Raw genomic sequence first — 15,893 nt, 5'->3', positions numbered from 1 at the left:
CGCGGAGCCGCCGGACGCGCCCGTGCGACCGCCGACGCGATCCCCGAAAGCTTCCGTCAGGGCGAATCCCCACAACAGATCGAACAGCGCATCCGAGACGCTGAACGCCAGGGCCTCCCGCTGACACCCTGGCAGGTGAAAGGCCAGAAGGCATCTCGACTCTCAGCCACGCCGATCACCACGCCGGCGCGGTCTGCGCAGGCCGATCGGAGGGCGGTGACCCCGTGCACCGGGCCCGCGAGACCCAGCTGTGCAGCGTCCCCGGATGCACTCCCAACTCCTCGGCCGCCTGCGGGATCGGCTTCCCGGTCTCCGTCACGATCCGTACCGCCCCTCGCGGAACCCAGGCAGCTCTGCCGAGAGGATGCAGTCGAAGTGGAGTATGACTCGCGTCCCTGCCCTCATCGGGGGGGCAGGGACACAGCCGCCGGGCATGTTCAGGTACGTTCGGCCTGCACTGTCACGGCCTCTCCTCGGAAGATGATGGCGCGGTGTCCACCTTGGGAAACCTGGTGAGCAAAACGGTCAGCCCACCCAGGAGCCCGATGGCGCCCGCCACCCAATATGCCGCGTGGAAACCTGACAGCTGATCGGCTCGATTTGTGGCACCACCGCTGACACCGGTCGAAACAGCAACCAAGATCGCCAAACCGACGCTGTTGCCGATCTGCTGTGCGGTCACATTGACCGCACCAGCGACTCCATGCTGGTGGAGCGGCAAGCCCTCCAGCGTGGCGGCCGTCATCGCGCCGAAACCCAAACCCTGGCCGGTGCTCATGACCACGATGCCGGGGAGCATGTGCACCCAGTACGAGCCGTGCTCAGGTGTGCCCACCCACAGAGTCACGCCGGTTCCGATGAGAAGCAAGCTGGCAGCCATCAGGGGCTTGTAAGCCGCTGGCGACATCAGACGTCCGGCGATCTGCGAGCTGACGATCACGACTACGCCCACGGGCAGGACGGCCAGTGCAGACTCGAACGGCGAGTATCCGAGTATCCCTTGCGCGTACAGCGGCGAGAAGAACAGCAGCCCACCGGCACCGGTGTAGAAGACAGCACCGGTGAGGGAGGCGGCCCTCACCGGGCGGCTGCGGAAGATACTCATCGGAAGCAGCGGCTCCGTACGCCCCTTCTCCCACACGACGAAGCCCGCCAGCCCGATCACGGCCAACACCAGTGAGATCAGGACCTGTGCGGACCCCCAGCCGACTTCACTGCCCTCGCTCACGCCGTACACGACCAGACCTATACCCAGGGTGACCAGGATCGCGCCCGGGATATCCAGGGGGCGCGGCTGGCGTCGGCCCGCAGGAAGCAGCGTCCGGACCCCTGCCAGGATCAGAACTCCGGCGAGGACACTGATGGCGAACACCGAGCGCCAGCCAAGGAAGTCGGTGAGAGCCCCACCAACAACCAGCCCCGCGCTGAAGCTGGACCCGCCAGTCGCCGCATAGACCGCCAGCGCCCGGTTCCGCTGCGGCCCTTCAGGAAAGATCTGGCTAAGCAGAGCAAGCGACGCAGGGCCGGACAGCGCTGCACCGATGCCCTGCAGTGCACGAGCCGCGACCAGCACCCCCACGGTCGGAGCGAGCGCGGCGCCCAGCGAGGCCGCGGCGAAGAGCGCGACGCCCACTGCGAAGATCTTCCTGCGGCCCAGGACGTCCGCGATCCTGCCCCCGAACAGGAGGAACCCGGCAAAGGCAATGGAATAGGCCGTCATCGTCCACTGCAGCGTGGAGCTGTCAATGTTGTACTCATCACCGATGGAGGGCAAGGCGGCATTGATGACCGCAACTCCACTGGTGTCCAGTGCCAGCGCTCCGGCAAGGAGAACGAGCGCCCACCGGCGTCGGCTTTCAGGGAGGCCGGTATCCGGCGCTGCCATCTGTGATTCCGTGTCATGAAGAGTCACTTCGTACTCCGATGGTTACCCAGGGAACTGTTGGAGTTTCGTCGGGGCCGGCCGCGAACGAGTCGAGAGCCAGGGGCAAGGCCCGGGTGATCGGCGTGGCGCCGGGGTTCCGGACCGCGGTGCGGCGCTCGCTTGGCCAGCCGTCCCCGGAGCTCGTGGAGCGCGGCGATCCGGTCATCGAGCGTGGCCAGCCGGTCGTTGGCCAGATTCAACTCCTCGGCACAGTAAGGAGATTGCCGCAGCGGCGCGTCCAGGCAGCCGTTCTCCAGGGCGGGGCGGACATCCTCCAGGGCGAGCCCCGCGTCCCGGAGCTCCGTGATGTTCGCGACCCGTACGGCATCCAACGGGTCGTACGCGCGGTAGCCGTTGTCGTCGCGCTGCGGGGCCAGCAGACCCTGTTGCTCGTAGTAGCGCAGGGATCGGGGGCTGACGCCGGTGAGGTCAGCCAGCTCTCCGATCCGCATCTCGATCTCCTTCAACATGGTGGCGACGCTAGAACCCTGACGCTAGCGTCAGGGTCAAGCCGACGAATACGCCGAGCGTCCGCTCCCGAGCGGGAACGGCCGCCGACTGGGACGGGAGCAATTAGCCACTGACACGTAGGGCGGCCGTCGGCGGCGCAATGCCGTCGGCGGATCATGCCGCTCTGGCACGCCTCGATCCCCGCAGCCGCCGGGCGAAACAGCTCACCCTGACCCCCTCCAGGGAAGAGTTGCGCAATGTTCGCCCTCCATCTGTCGCACGGCGTCATACCCCGCCTGGGCTGGACCGGCACGGACAACCCCGTGCTTTGGCACCGGTACGACTCACAGTTGCCCCAACCCGGCTCACCTGCGACTGGGAACCAGCGCCGAGAACCGCACCGAGTAGGCACAAGGACACCGCGACCCCAGCGGTCCCCTCGCAGACCTCCGCTGAGCCGCCGGACGCACCCACGCGATCGCCGACGCGATCGCGAACGCCTCCGCCACGGCGAATCCCCACAACAGATCGAACAGCCCATCCAAGACGCCGAACGTGAAGGCCTCCCGCTGACACTCTGGTGGCACCCCTGCGGGTGAAAGACCACAAGACACCCGGCTCTCAACGACGCCGATCACCCCGGCCCATACGCACCCTCGCCCCTGGGCCCCACAAGGCAAGGCGGTCCCATGAGAGTTCCGGGCTCTGGAGAATACGACCCACCACTCCCCGTCTCCCATGTGGCCGGTGCCATCGAAATCGATGGCGAGTTCTACGGCGTCCATGCCCACCAAGGGTGCATGCGCCCCCTGAGCGACGGCCGCGCCGAGTCGAAGATGCATTGTTCGGAGAGGCCCGGGCCGTGGAAGAAGCGGCGCATTGCCCGACGCCGCACATACAGCTCGGACATCGACTCCACGGCTCGTACAGTGGCCCTGTCTGCGCACCCCGGCGTTCCGCAGTGCGCGTGACTGCCCGGCAGCAGGTTTCCGCGGCCGCCGCACACGTCCAGTCACGTCGTCCGCGAGGCGGGACGGGGTTGGTAAGCGTGTAGGAACCACTCCTTGACCCACGGCTGACCGTGGGTGTTCTTGGCCGGGAAGCGGCGGATCAGGTCGGCGAGGTCGAGGTCGGATGCGATCGCCTTGTTGATCAGCAAACCGCGTAGATCCACGTAGTTCTTCTGCGCCTCCGCTTCGCGATCGGCATGGCGATCCGCAGTGGACATCAGCAAGTCGAAGGAGCGGTTCTCGACCAGCTCGGCCTCGGAGGCCTAGGCCAGGCCCAGCCGGGCAACCTCATCGGCAAACGCGGAGGGACGCCTCGCCTCCACAATGAGGGGTCCTCGGCCGCTCTCGGTGATCCCCAGGGCGATAGGCCAGTACCCAAGCGGTTGGGTACACCAAGCGAACACGTCTATGTGGGTGGGCAATTGATGCATGCCACTCTCCAACGCCCGCCACCACAGACGGCCACCCCGGCGTTCCACGCGGCCGACAAGCCCACCGTCTCAGTGCTGGGTGATGGGGTGCTCCACATCGCCCCGTGTTGTTCGATCTCAATACGCGCGAGGCCAGCGGCAAGCAGCTGTGCGGTCATGTCGTCATCCGACAGGTCGGGCAACACCTGCGCCAGGCGAGCAGAACGCAATGCGTCCACCACCACGTCTCCAACGAGCGCGGTTTGTCCTCTCGATGGCCTTTTACGGCGACGGATGGTAACCACACGTGATCAACTCTCCTGTGCCCCTGGCTGCAGGCGCCGAATTGCCGCATCCGGCCTGGAGAGCCCGTGATTTTCGCCCTTTCGCGACCGTGTCAGCGTAAGACTGAACCGGTCGCCCGTACGATGCTCCCCGTGCTCGCGCGGGGGTGACGCTGTTGTCGCGCACACGCATCGTCAATCCGCGCGGTCGCGGATCGTGAGCACGTCTCTGGACCTTCACGCCAACATGCTCTTGGCGGACAACGACACCGGATTCCCATCGATGCGCCTACTGCTCGCCCAATGCACCTTCAGTGGATACGAGATACCGACCGTTCGCCTGTCCGAGGAGCGTCGGTGCCGGCTGGTCTCGGCGTTCGGGGATGGCGTGCTTGATCTGTCGACGGAGCAGGTAACGGCGACTGCGGCGCGACGAAGACGCTTCGCCTCCGCTGAGATGGTCTGGCCAGGCGCGCGGACGACCGCTGGCCGGACGCAACGCGCATGCGTTCCAGGGTCGGGAGCATCTGCGGGGCGTCACCCCATTGTCCGGGCGTGACCAGGCCTGCCACCAACGTCGCAACGTGATCGACAGGGTAAGCCAGTTGTGGACTGCGCGGAGTGCCCAGGGCCAGCTGGGCGGTCGGAGCTGGCGGGGTGTGGGCGCCCCCCTCTCTGGCCGGTCGCTTCGGCGGTCGGCTGTGTCAGTGGACGCCTGGAATCCCCCTAGTAGCAGGAACCAGGCGTTTGGGGCCGTTCATATTGGCGATAAATACAGAAAGACATACTTAAACGATCGGCGTGAATCAACGTCAACCGCCCACTGAGTTCCCCTCGTGAGCGTTACTGTGCTCGGCGGTCGGCACCATCACCTTGCGGCGGAAGACGCAGACCAGGGTGCCGTCCTGCCTGTAGCCCCGGGTCTCGACGTGCACGACGCCGCGGTCGGGCTTGGACCTCGACAGGGTCTTTTCCAGGACAGTCGTCTCGCCGTAGATCGTGTCCCCGTGGAAGGTGGGGGCGACATGCTTCAGCGACTCCACCTCGAGGTTAGCGATCGCCTTGCCGGATACGTCCGGGACGGACATGCCCAGCAGCAGCGAGTAGATGTAGTTGCCAACGACGACGTTCTTCTGGAAGTCGGTGTTCCGTGCTGCGTAATGGGCGTCCATATGCAGCGGATGGTGATTCATCGTCAGCAGACAGAAGAGGCGGTCGTCGCACTCGGTGACCGTCTTTCCGGGCCAATGCTTGTAGATGTCACCGACGGTGAAATCTTCGTAACTGCGGCCGAATTGCACGGTGACTCCTGGTGTCCTGAGACGGAGGTTCTCTGGCAGTAGGACGAGACCTTCTCAAGGATCTCGTCGGCGGCTTTGGTCCAGGCAAATGGCTGTGGGCTGCTGTTCCAGTCGGCCAGCCAGGCACGAATGTCGCGTTCGAGGGCCTGGACCGATCGATGGACTCCGCGTCGCCGTTTCTTGGCGGTCGGCTCGGCGAACCACCGTTCCACCAGGTTCAGCCACGGTGATCCAGTAGGTGTGAAGTGCAGTGGAAGCGGGGACGGGCCAGCAGCCACTGCTTGATGGCCGGTGTCTTGTGGGTGGCGTAGTTGTCCAGGATCAGGTGCACCTCGCAGTCCGAGGGGCCCTCTTCGTCGAGCCTGGTGAGGATGCCGGTGGCCACCTCCAGGGCCGCGAGTAGCGTCGTGGTGCCGGCGCGGACGTAGTCGCGGGTGCGGCGTTCGGGAACCCCGGGCATCATCGGCAGTACCAGCTACGACCGGTCCAGCGCCTGGACCTGTGATTTCTCATCCACGCACAGAACCAGAACGTCCTCCGGTGGGTTGAGGTAGGGGCCGACAACGTCACGGACCTTGTCGATGAAAACGGGTCGGTGGACAGCTTGAAGATCTGGGAACGGTGTGGGGCCAGGGCGAACGCCCGCCAGATCCGCGAGATGGGCGACTGCGACATCCCGGTCGCCGCGGCCATCGACCGCGTCGCCCAATGGCGTTCGCAGGCTTCCCCTTAAGGGTTTTGACGACCACCCGCTCGACATCGGCATCGGTAATCTTCCGCGGGACCATCGGCCGAGGTTCGTCGCACAAGCCGTCCAGGCCCCGTTCCAGGAAACGCCGCCGCCAGGTGCGGAGTATCCGGGGCGATGCCCAGACGACGTGACACCTCCATGATCGAGTACCCCTCGGCGCACTCCAACACGATCCGCGACAGCTGAACCAGCGCCTGAGCCGTCGTACGCCGACACAATCAATCCTCAAGCACAGCCCGCTGGGCATCAGTTACCGACAACGGTGGAATCTTCGGACCCGGACGCCCCACACCCAACCAACGACGAATCTCTGACTCAGACCCCTAACGAAGCGCGCATAGTTTTAGCTGCGGATCAGTCATCCTGACAGTCCTCCAGCAGCCTCGAGCACGCTGCGCTGCCGGAAAGCCACCTGGGGTTGGCCATGCACCATGGCTTCGGCCACACCCTTGTAGATGGGTCGCGTACCGGCACCTGCCGTCGATGTCAGCTGGCGCACACTCATCTGGTAGCGCTGAAACTCCTCGACGTAGGGCCTGCGCAGCCGCTCGTAGGCGATCAGCGGCGCAGTGCTCGCTGCTGGCCCAGACTCGACTAGCAGCGAACTGAGCGCCACAGCATCCTGAATGCCCATATTGAGTCCCTGCCCACCGAGTGAGTGCACGCCGTGCGCGGCGTCGCCCAGGAGAACCACCCGGTCGCGTGACCACGCCTCGGGTCGCACGATGTGATGACGCACAATGAGGACCTGATTCCAGTCGGTGACACTGGCCAGCGGCTCGGTCAGCTCCGGGATCACCGTGGTGACGCGCTCGCACAATCCGGACACGTCTTGCGCGCGGACCGCGTCGAACTCGGCAGCATCGTCCAACCACTGCACGGCCAACTGGTTCTCGGCGACGGGCAGGGCCGCGACAAGTGCGCCAGAATCGGTGTGGTGCACGGCGATGCGTTCCGGCCATCCGTCGGGCCGGCCTGGCAACAGCATCATTACCATCGGACGGTCGAACTCGAACACATCAGCGGTGATGTCTATTAGCGCTCGCATCTCGGAAAACTTTCCGTCGCTGCAGACTACGAACCGGGCATTGAGCGTGCGATCGGTGAGCGCGACTTCTACCCCGCCCGGTCCGTTGACTAGCGACTGCACCGAGGAGTTGAGCAGCACAGTTGCCGCGTCCTGGCGTGCCAACTCTTCCCGTAGCAGGCGCGACAACGACCACAAGGGGACACTAAGAGCGTGTGCAGGACCGCCGTCGACGTGAGCAGCGTAGTCGAGCACAAATCGATTACCGTCTGTGAAGTGCTCAACTACCTCCCCCATTGGTTGGCCGAGTGCTGCCAACTCGTCAGCGAAGCCAAGGTCGGCGAACAGACGCAAGTTAGGTGGGGACACAAACGGGCCGACATTCACCGGGGGCGGTCCGCTTCCGTCTCCCCGTTCGACCACCGTCACCTGCCAGCCCGCGCGCGCCAATAGCAGCGCGAGGACGAGACCTGAAGGGCCGCCGCCGACGACAACGCAATCAGTCTGGTCGTCGCTCATCACGTATCTTTACCTTTCTGTGCGGTCTGTTCGGGCCAGTCATAGGGTTCCAGCAGTCCCACGGCTGCCGGGTATGCTTTCTCTTTGCATTCCGGTGCACCGAAACCAAAAACGTCGGCGGGGATAGCGATGGCATACGGAATTCTGCATGCGCTCATCGCTTGCGAACTCCCCATCTCGCCGAGCCGGCTACTGAAAGCCTGAGAAGGTTTTCCCAGGCGTTCGTCATCATTGGGCGCGGTGTCCGACAACGAATAGCATCCGGGTTGAAAAGCGCGTCGTACCATCCGTATGTTGCGGATACTCTTGCCGCAGCAATGGAGCGAACTCAGCGCGGAACGCCTCCCACTTCTCGTCGTCAAGCCTGGCCCGAATCGGACGCAGCGGCGCCGCCTCAAGGTCATTCAGCAGTGCGTCGTCTCCGTGCAGGCACCGCCAGTGCCGGGATTGCCACACTTCAGGCCGAAAACCCTTCTGCTCCAGTAGGTCGTAGTACTCGTCTGGCGGGCGCATGACTTCACCCAGTCGCAGCACGCAGTCTGAGATCAGCTCACGCCAATGTGGGCGATCCGCCACTTCTTCCACCAGCGAGTGGATCCCATCACCAGCGTCGTCCGGTGAGCACATGCCGAACCAGGAACCGTCGGGGAGATCGTTCAGCCAGGAGGAAATAAGCTTGGGATGCTCAGGCACCCAATGGATGGCTGTGTGGCACAGCAGAACGTCAGTATCTGCGCTAGGGCTCCATTCCCGGATGTCACCGAGTTCGGCTTGAACCCCGTGCTCACGCGCCTTCGCCACCATGGCAGGTGAGCTGTCGATCCCAGAGACGAGTGCCTGCGGCCATCGTCGCGAGAGCGCTGCGGTGAGGTCGCCGGGGCCGCATCCCAGGTCGACCACCCGACGTGGATCCCGAGCGTCAATCCGCGCGGATAGGTCCTCGAATGCTCTAGTTTGTGCGTCCGAGTACTGCAGGTATTTCTCGGAGTTCCACACTGCTCTTCCTCCATATGCTGCGAACTAGTGAGGACGCCGATCCCCGGACTTTATGGTGCGGGCGGATTCTGTGGCCATCGCTTCCGGTCAAGCCGTGGCGTGATCGTCCTCAGCGGTTTGTGGGATAGCAACTTCGCGGCTGATGGCGCAGTTCGTGTTCTGTCTGCTCGGCCGCTGGGTTAATTCCTTTTCGTTTCCGGCGGGCTACGTCTGAATAAGCCTGGCGCGCCTGGCGGCAGACCCCTGTGTGGTGGGATGCCGTGACAGCAGCCGGGCCATCACGGGGCCGCCGGGGACATTCGGACGGCTCGCAGCGCGGAACGGCGGACCTTGCCCGCGTCATCGCGCAGCGGGACGTCGGAACGTTCGAAGGTACGCGGAACTTTGTACGGTGCCAGGCGCTCACGAACGAACCGGTCGAGGGTGTTCTCCTCGATGGGTCCGTCAGTTTGCACGATCGCGTGGACCCGATTACCCAGGTCGTCATCCGGCAGCCCGATTACAGCTGCCGATAACACCGCCGGATGCGCCTCGAGGGCAGCCTCGACTTCCGCCGGGTACACGTTGGCGCCACCGACCAGGATCATGTCGCTGTGTCGGTCGGCCAAATACAGGTAGCCATCGGCGTCGAACCACCCCATGTCGCCGAGCGACTCCCAGTCGTCCCGCGCACGCGGGGTGGCGCCCACGTACTGGTACGTCCGCCGAGCCGTCGGCGGGCGCATCCACACCTCGCCCACCCCGCCCGGCGGCAGCGAGCGGAAATCCTCATCGGTGATCAGGATCTGGCCGTAGACCAGGCGGCCGACGGATCCAGGGTGCCGCAGCCAGTCCTCACCGTCGATAGCGGTCAGCGCGATTGCCTCGGTACCGGAGTAGTGCTCCAGCAGCACACGCGGTGGCACCCACTCCAGCCATCCACGTTTGACGTGTTCCGGGCAAGGAGCACCCACATGGAACAGGGTTCGAACGCTGGACAGGTCGGCGGCGGTGCGGGTTTCGGCGGGCAACCGCAGGATCCGCCCCATCATGGCGGGCACCAGATAGACCCACGTAGCCCGGTATCGCTCGATGTGCACCAACACGTCAGCCGCGTCGAAGCGCGGCATCACCACCACGTGCCCGGCATTGGCCAGCGCGACCAGAGAGAAGGTAAACGGTGCGTTGTGGTACAGCGGGGCGGTCACCAGAAAAGTACAGCCGGGATCAATGCGCAGGGAGCCGGCCCGCGCAAGCACAGCCTCAGACGTCCCGGCATCCGTAGCCAGGATGATCTTGGGGCGGCCCGTGCTACCGCCGGAAGTCGGTGCCTTCCAGCACGGCGGGACAACGGGTGGTAGCGGCTCGTCCGATAGCGCAGGGTCCGGCTCGAACCCGGGCGGCAGGCTCGGCCTGCCGTCCGGGCTGGGCAGCCCCACCACCACCGCCGGGTCTGCGACACCGATCACTGCCGCCAGCTCGGCCGCGGGCAAACGCGCAGACACCGGCTGCGGGGTCGCTCCGAGCTTCCAAGCGGCCACGGTGGCGACGTAGAACTCGATCCCATTAGGCAGCCCGATGGTGACCAAGTCCCCTACTGTCACCCCGAGCTGGGCCAGTGCCCGGGCGTAACGGTTGCTCGCCCCGGCCAGGTCGGCGCGGCTGAGCGTGACGCCGTCGCAGGTCACCGCCGGGGCATCGGGTGATTCCGCGGCCAGGCGATCCAGTTCGGCGCCCAATGGGGTCCCCCCACCGGCACCGGCGGGGACAGCTGCGGTGACGTCCACTCCTGCGACCGGGTCGCTAAGGGATCCGTGGACTGCTCGGCGGCCGTCCGGAGCGGGTTGGTACTGGCCTGTCATCGTGTCCTGCCTTTCCCAGAATCTGCTGTCATGGACGAAGCCCAGCAAAGTGGCTCACACCGCGGGCGTGGCGCGGTCACGGCGCGAGGCAGTTGTCTGGGAGACAGTGTCCCCCTATAGGGCGCACCGAATTCGGCACTCGGATACGGCAACGGGTATTCCTGCGCTTTCTACGGGATCGGTGGCAGCCGATCCAGGGTGATCCCGAAGTGCTCCCGGTACGCCTGCCGTATTTCAGAGTCGCAGTTGAGCAGACGCTTCTCACGGTGCGTCTTATCGGTTCGCGTCAGAAGGTTTCCCCGCAGCGTGATCCGCCCGTTTTCTGACTCGCGTGTGCAGAATAGGCTTTTCCTGAAAGGGGAGCTGGGAGAGTTCTCATACCACCACAACACGTGCCGGAAGTCGTCGATGGTACGGGGCTGATCCTCGATCCGCAGCACGGGGGTCCCGTCCCGCAGCAAATCGAGGTCGCCGTTGGGGCCCGGGACGAATTCGAAAATGCCGTTTGGGTCGGGCTGTGGAGCGCGGGAGTCCATCTGCAGTGGATACCGGGCGCCGTCCCGACCAAAGCCGACGTCGACCAGCCACGGTTGTGGGGTGTCCACTCGGATCACCGTATGCGCGAGGGGGAAGCTCGGGCGGTCACCGCGGAAGACTCGACTGCCCAGCAGGGTGACCTGGTAGCCCAACGCCCGCAGCAGCTCAGGGAAGACCGACCCGTTGAGCTCACGGCAGGTTCCGCCCCGGCCGCGACGGACAACCTTGTCCAGCGCGTGCTCGCCCAGTCGGATGGGTTCACCTAGGTGGAAGTCGATGTTTTCGAACGGGACCGCCATCAAGTGGCACTCCTGGAGCTCCCGGAGGAATTCCATATCGGAGCCACGTCCCGACACGCCCAGACGACCCAAATAGCTCTGGACCATCTGACTATTCATCGCAATGTCCTTATCTCACTGGGCAGGGGGTCGGGTGTGCCGCACTGAGCACTGTGGTTAGCCCGCCATAGTGGAAGACCTGCGGCAGGTAGTCCGCCGGGCCCGGCTCCGCGCTCACTACTAGGCCGATTACCAAGATGTGGTCGCCGACCGGCACTGTCCTCTCCACCATGCACTCAAGGACGCTCAGCGCCCCGGCGGGGACTGGGACACCATTGGCCCCGTTTGCACCGCCCATCGCCAACACCGCTGCCTCGCCGACTGGGCGGTCCGCCGACGCGAACTGCCACGTGAGATCGGCCTGGTCGGCGCTGAGGAAGCTCACCGCGAACTCCGTCCCCGGCACGAGGCGTCCGGTAATCCGGGCATGCCGGTGCACAGAGATCAGCAACGTCGGCGGGGACAGCGACACGCTGACCACGGAGTTGATGGTCAGACCCATCGCGCTCTCACCCTCGCCCGTCGTGAGCAGTGCGACGCCGGTGGGGAACGAGCGCATGCAGGCGCGGAGGTCATCGGCGGCGACCATCCGGGGTCCACTCTCGCTGAGAGTCACTGGCAACTCACCCCCCGGTTCCAGTGCTCTGGCTCGGCGGACAGAGTCCGTGGTTTGACGACCTCCGGGTCGCTGATGAGGACCGCCATCGGGACGATCGTTCCCGACGGCACGGCCCGTAGCCCCACCTCTTCTAGGTCCCTTCCCGATCTCATCTAGGCCCCCTTCTCGATTCGAAACGCTTCGGCGCGTTTCCTTGTTAATCGCCGTAATTTCGGAAGCAGATTCAAGAAGCACCGAGGTGCTTACTCATCGGCAAGCGCGCCCTAGGCAGACCCAATCGCCGGTACGGCTATCCTGCTCTTGTCAGGCTCTGATTCCTTCCATCTGGATTAGGATCAGGGAAAGGTTCCGGCGCGCAGCGCCACGGAAGTTACTTTTCGAGGCAGAATTCGTTGATGGGGTAGCCGACGTGGCGGTCTTCGCTCAAGGACAGGTCGTCGGAGACGATCGCGTCGACCCGCTGGTGAACGACTTCTTCGATGTCAGCTTGTTGCAGATCATTGTCACGGGACCGGGTGTCGAGCCAGCTCAGTCTCATACGGGAACTCGTTGGTGGTTGTTCTGATTTATTCGGATAGGGATGGTGCGGTGCGGCCCCCGCCCCCTTGTTCGGCTGGCTGTCCAGATTGATTTGCTGGTGCAGCACCTCGCGTACATCCCGTGCTCCTTACAAGGGGGCCGAAGTAGTAACTGCCGGGGCACTACCGGTAGTTCAACCGAGTCCACACGGGGCTGCGTGCCCCGGGCGGGCGGGCCTTCACTCGACTCAAGCAATGACGGATCTCAACTCGGCGTCAGGAGCACTGACCCAGCGGTGTTGAATTCCGTGTCGAAACTGAGCGATGGATGGACCACTTCGGCTACTCGGCGGGCGGCCTTCCCCGGCTCAGAAGCCTGGAATATGTTCCGGCCCATTGCCACACCCGCGGTTCCACCGTCCAGCATTCGCGATACGTGCGCCAGCATTCCGGAGGGATCCTGTTCGGCAGGGCCCCCTGCGGTGATCACCGGGATGGAACTCTGCCGCACCACATCGCTCATCTCCTCGGCGCTGTGTGCCCAGGGGAGCTTGACGATGTCCGCGCCGAGGTCCGTGGCGAGGGAGGCGGCGTGCGCCAGCAGGGTGGGGTCACGCGGATCGGTGATGCGCGGACCGCGCGGATACATCATGGCCAGGAGCGGGATGTTCCAGGCAGCGCAGGCGTCGGCGACCGCGCCCAGGTCCGCGATCTGTGTGCTCTCGTCGTCCGAGCCCAGGTTCACATGGACGCTCACCGCGTCGGCGGCCAGCCTCACGGCGGTCTCCACACTCGCGACCAAGTACTTCGCGTCGGGATCCCGCGCGTGCATGGTGCTGGCGCTCAGGTGGACGATGAGTCCGATATCGGTAAAGCGGCGGGGATCCACGAACGGCACTCGCCCTTTGTGCAGCACGACCGCATCAACGCCGTTTTCGGCGAGCGCCCCGATAAGCGGGTCCAATTGATCCACCGGGAGAATCGGACCGTCGGCTACCGAGTGGTCCAGCGGAACGATGAACAGCCGGTCGTCGCCGTAACGATGGAGTCGGCACATACGTATGTGAGCGGCAGTAGCGCGGTGGTTGCGCATCTCTTCGCATCCTTCCTGTGATTAGTTTATCTTTCGCGAGTCTCACTCATTCCCGTCGGTGGGAGCCATCCCGCGTTTATGCGATTTTCGGGAGAGTCGGCGTGCACAGTGGCCGACGCCGTTCAGACGCCCTGGTCGGTTCGCGAGAGGTCGCTCCACTGCCGTCGTAGGCCGGGAGCGGGCCCGTCCAAACGGCGGAGCCCCGCTCCAGTCGGGTGGCGTAGCCGCCCGGCTCGACGAGCGTCACGTGAATGCCGAACTCGGCGATTTCCTGGGCCATGGACTCGCTGAAACCCTCCAACGCCCAACGAGAGGAACGTGCCGTTGCCCCCCCACGTCGACCACCGTGTCGTACCACGAGAAATCAAACGCCTGGTAGACCTCGGCGAAAGGAGCACTGCCCACGCGCACGGCGCCCGCCATGCGCTCCAGGAGCGGCGGGTCGCTGCGAAGACGCCGATCTCCTGCGGCTCCAGGACGAATACAGCCTGCTCCACCAGGTGGTCGGCGTAGCGCGCCGCCTCGTCGGTGCGGCCTGCGGCGAGGCACTGCTTCACCCAGCGCGAGTCCAAGTCGACGGTAAAGGCGACCCCGTCCCCCAGCTGGCCCTACGGCCATACCAGTTCGCCGAACAGGTGCGGTCCGGTGGGGACGAGCGCGAGCCAGCCACCCCCTGAGGGCCTCCCCGCAGGTCCATGTTCCATGCGGTTCAGGCCTCAATCCGGTAGGCCCAGTCCGCGAGAAGCGGTACGCGCTTGGAGAGGGCCGGTGGTCCGCCGCTCCCGTAGAACCCCACAACGTCCGGGCGGTCCCCGTAGCCCCGGGGTATGAGGTCGCCCGCGCGAACATCGCGGAGTTCGTTGGTGACGTTGGGGAAGAGGGCCAGGCCATCGAAGCTGCGTACGTCCTGCCTGGGGCCGAAGTCGAGACTCTTGGCCCGCTTCAGCCGGAACGGGGACCCCGTGGCCGGGCTGAAGTGCCAGTCCATGGCCGCTGCGACGAACTCTTCCGCGTCGGGGACCTCGCCGACGGGAAGCTCGAGGACAGACTCGCGTTCGGTGGACATGACGCTCCTTGTCTAAGGGAGGGCCCTGCTCAGCGCTCTATGCAGAACTCGTCGATGGGGTATCCGACGTGCCGGTCCTCACGAGGCAGGTAGCCGAGCACTTTGTCGCCGGGCTTGAGCTCAGTGCTGTTCAGGACGACTCCCTTCGGGCCGAGGACCCTGACGTGCCAGTCGTCCTGAAGGATGAGGTTGACCTCGACCCCGGAGGCGCTCTTCGCGGTCACGGAGATCAGCGGGCGCGACTCGATCTTGACCCGGCCTACGGTAACGAGGCGCGTCTGTCCCCTGACATCGACTGCCAGGACCTTGCTGCCCGCCTTCAACTCGCTGAGGTAGTTGGTGCGGGCGTCCTTGGAGAGCGTGTAGGAGTGGATCGCTCCGGCGTTCACGCGGAAGGGGCGGGTTGGCATGTACGGCAGCGGATGGGTCTCACTGACGCACAGGATCATCCCCTTCGAGTGTGAGCCCACGAGGATGCCCTCGTCCTTGTTGAAGTGGGTGCAGGTATCGACGCAGGCCCGCTCGCCCATGCCGACATGCTCGGTGCGTACGACCTCCAGCTCGACCAGGTCGAGCTCCGGCGGCTGTTCGGTGGCGGCGGCTCGGAGTTCGGTGACGTCGCCGACCTTGCCCGGTGCGAACAGGACGCCGTCCGAGCCGTGTTCGAGGACGCCGAAGATAATCTTGGCCTCCTCCACGTCTTTGGCCTCGGTGATGATGCTACCGCTGGCAGCCGCAGCGGCCGCGATCACGATCTCCAGCGGGATCTTCGTCGGGTCGCGGAACTGGAGCAGGCTGGTGCTCCGGGAACTCGCGGCCTTGCACGCTTGCTCCAGGGAGGGGGCGTCCACGATCTCAACGAACTCGCCGAACTCGGTGCCGGAATGGTCAAGCACGTAGGTCTCGACCGCGCCGTGCACCCTCGGGTCCACGATCACGACGTCCACCGCGGCGATCTCCTCGGGGCTCGGCCGCCCGACCGGGAAGAGGACCTTCTTGACGGTGGGCGGCAGTTCGGCCAAATCCGCCGGGTCAGCCGCGAGGACGGCTTCAACCCGCTGGTGGATCGCCTCTTGGAGGATCGCGGCCTTCGCGTCGCCCGCCGTCCGGATGTCCAGCCAACTGATCTTGCTCATGGAGATGTCTCCTGGTCCGTCTGTGTGTGCGGAATTCTTCGACCACTTGGGTGTGCGGCGCTCTGCGCCCATT

At 65.1% G+C, this 15,893-nt stretch carries 15 protein-coding genes and 2 pseudogenes; all 17 read right to left on the bottom strand.

What is annotated here, in order from left to right:
* Positions 1-175: 175 nt before the first annotated feature.
* The 17 genes and pseudogenes from ACO1BR_RS26525 to ACO1BR_RS26445 all read right to left on the bottom strand — a co-directional run bounded on the left by ACO1BR_RS26525 (position 176) and on the right by ACO1BR_RS26445 (position 15,820).
* Positions 176-322 carry a transposase gene (locus tag ACO1BR_RS26525; RefSeq protein WP_426797692.1) on the bottom strand — a complete coding sequence of 49 codons (147 nt, stop codon included), beginning with the start codon at positions 320-322 and terminating at the stop codon, positions 176-178.
* Positions 323-460: 138 nt separating this feature from the next.
* The gene (locus tag ACO1BR_RS26520; RefSeq protein ID WP_426797609.1) at positions 461-1,885 is read right to left on the bottom strand and encodes an MFS transporter; all 1,425 of its coding nucleotides are present in this window, start codon (positions 1,883-1,885) and stop codon (positions 461-463) included.
* Between the two features lie 23 nt (positions 1,886-1,908).
* Complete coding sequence (locus ACO1BR_RS26515) at positions 1,909-2,394, bottom strand: MerR family transcriptional regulator (RefSeq protein WP_426797608.1); 486 nt, start codon at positions 2,392-2,394, stop codon at positions 1,909-1,911.
* Between the two features lie 992 nt (positions 2,395-3,386).
* Positions 3,387-3,602, bottom strand: a complete 216-nt coding sequence (locus ACO1BR_RS26510; RefSeq protein WP_426797607.1) for a hypothetical protein — start codon at positions 3,600-3,602, stop codon at positions 3,387-3,389.
* An 834-nt stretch (positions 3,603-4,436) separates the two neighbouring features.
* A pseudogene (locus ACO1BR_RS26505) lies at positions 4,437-4,641 on the bottom strand (IS5/IS1182 family transposase); the annotation flags it as partial.
* A 249-nt stretch (positions 4,642-4,890) separates the two neighbouring features.
* Positions 4,891-5,379 (bottom strand): MaoC family dehydratase, encoded by a 489-nt coding sequence (locus ACO1BR_RS26500; protein ID WP_426797606.1) that lies wholly within the window; start codon positions 5,377-5,379, stop codon positions 4,891-4,893.
* 29 nt (positions 5,380-5,408) lie between these two features.
* Positions 5,409-6,420, bottom strand: a pseudogene (locus ACO1BR_RS26495) (IS630 family transposase); the annotation flags it as partial.
* Positions 6,421-6,488: 68 nt separating this feature from the next.
* Entirely contained in the window at positions 6,489-7,676 is a 1,188-nt protein-coding gene (locus ACO1BR_RS26490) for an FAD-dependent oxidoreductase (RefSeq protein ID WP_426797605.1), read from the bottom strand.
* Positions 7,676-7,927, bottom strand: coding sequence for a hypothetical protein (locus ACO1BR_RS26485; protein ID WP_426797604.1), 252 nt, complete (start codon positions 7,925-7,927; stop codon positions 7,676-7,678). Before ACO1BR_RS26485 ends, ACO1BR_RS26490 begins: the two co-directional genes overlap by 1 nt.
* On the bottom strand, positions 7,905-8,672 hold the full coding sequence (locus ACO1BR_RS26480) for a methyltransferase domain-containing protein (RefSeq protein ID WP_426797603.1): 768 nt from the start codon (positions 8,670-8,672) through the stop codon (positions 7,905-7,907). The genes ACO1BR_RS26485 and ACO1BR_RS26480 overlap by 23 nt, the downstream gene beginning before the upstream one ends.
* A 278-nt stretch (positions 8,673-8,950) precedes the next feature.
* A complete protein-coding gene (locus ACO1BR_RS26475; protein ID WP_426797602.1) occupies positions 8,951-10,390 on the bottom strand; it encodes an AMP-binding protein in 1,440 nt (479 codons plus the stop codon).
* Positions 10,391-10,683: 293 nt separating this feature from the next.
* Positions 10,684-11,448, bottom strand: a complete 765-nt coding sequence (locus tag ACO1BR_RS26470; RefSeq protein WP_426797601.1) for an arylamine N-acetyltransferase family protein — start codon at positions 11,446-11,448, stop codon at positions 10,684-10,686.
* Between the two features lie 10 nt (positions 11,449-11,458).
* Positions 11,459-11,977: a flavin reductase family protein gene (locus ACO1BR_RS26465; protein WP_426797600.1), complete on the bottom strand. Its 519-nt coding sequence runs from the start codon at positions 11,975-11,977 to the stop codon at positions 11,459-11,461.
* Positions 11,978-12,377: 400 nt separating this feature from the next.
* The gene (locus ACO1BR_RS26460; protein WP_426797599.1) at positions 12,378-12,653 is read right to left on the bottom strand and encodes a hypothetical protein; all 276 of its coding nucleotides are present in this window, start codon (positions 12,651-12,653) and stop codon (positions 12,378-12,380) included.
* Positions 12,654-12,790: 137 nt separating this feature from the next.
* Entirely contained in the window at positions 12,791-13,618 is an 828-nt protein-coding gene (locus ACO1BR_RS26455) for a 2-amino-3,7-dideoxy-D-threo-hept-6-ulosonate synthase (protein WP_426797598.1), read from the bottom strand.
* Positions 13,619-14,327: 709 nt separating this feature from the next.
* Positions 14,328-14,684: a hypothetical protein gene (locus tag ACO1BR_RS26450; protein WP_426797597.1), complete on the bottom strand. Its 357-nt coding sequence runs from the start codon at positions 14,682-14,684 to the stop codon at positions 14,328-14,330.
* 29 nt (positions 14,685-14,713) lie between these two features.
* Positions 14,714-15,820: a 3-dehydroquinate synthase II family protein gene (locus tag ACO1BR_RS26445; protein WP_426797596.1), complete on the bottom strand. Its 1,107-nt coding sequence runs from the start codon at positions 15,818-15,820 to the stop codon at positions 14,714-14,716.
* Positions 15,821-15,893 lie beyond the last annotated feature (73 nt).

The organism is Streptomyces sp. YGL11-2, from assembly GCF_050054615.1.
In the GTDB taxonomy this organism is placed as follows: Bacteria; Actinomycetota; Actinomycetes; order Streptomycetales; family Streptomycetaceae; genus Streptomyces.
This window is presented reverse-complemented; position numbering and strand designations above follow the sequence as displayed.

Bases quoted from the DNA above. Each gene is read 5' to 3' on its own strand.
- ACO1BR_RS26490 (WP_426797605.1), bottom strand. From the start codon at position 7,676: ATGAGCGACGACCAGACTGATTGCGTTGTCGTCGGCGGCGGCCCTTCA.
- ACO1BR_RS26445 (WP_426797596.1), bottom strand. From the start codon at position 15,820: ATGAGCAAGATCAGTTGGCTGGACATCCGGACGGCGGGCGACGCGAAG.
- ACO1BR_RS26520 (WP_426797609.1), bottom strand. From the start codon at position 1,885: ATGGCAGCGCCGGATACCGGCCTCCCTGAAAGCCGACGCCGGTGGGCG.
- ACO1BR_RS26510 (WP_426797607.1), bottom strand. From the start codon at position 3,602: ATGTCCACTGCGGATCGCCATGCCGATCGCGAAGCGGAGGCGCAGAAG.
- ACO1BR_RS26515 (WP_426797608.1), bottom strand. From the start codon at position 2,394: ATGTTGAAGGAGATCGAGATGCGGATCGGAGAGCTGGCTGACCTCACC.
- ACO1BR_RS26455 (WP_426797598.1), bottom strand. From the start codon at position 13,618: ATGCGCAACCACCGCGCTACTGCCGCTCACATACGTATGTGCCGACTC.
- ACO1BR_RS26465 (WP_426797600.1), bottom strand. From the start codon at position 11,977: ATGGTCGCCGCCGATGACCTCCGCGCCTGCATGCGCTCGTTCCCCACC.
- ACO1BR_RS26450 (WP_426797597.1), bottom strand. From the start codon at position 14,684: ATGTCCACCGAACGCGAGTCTGTCCTCGAGCTTCCCGTCGGCGAGGTC.
- ACO1BR_RS26470 (WP_426797601.1), bottom strand. From the start codon at position 11,448: ATGAATAGTCAGATGGTCCAGAGCTATTTGGGTCGTCTGGGCGTGTCG.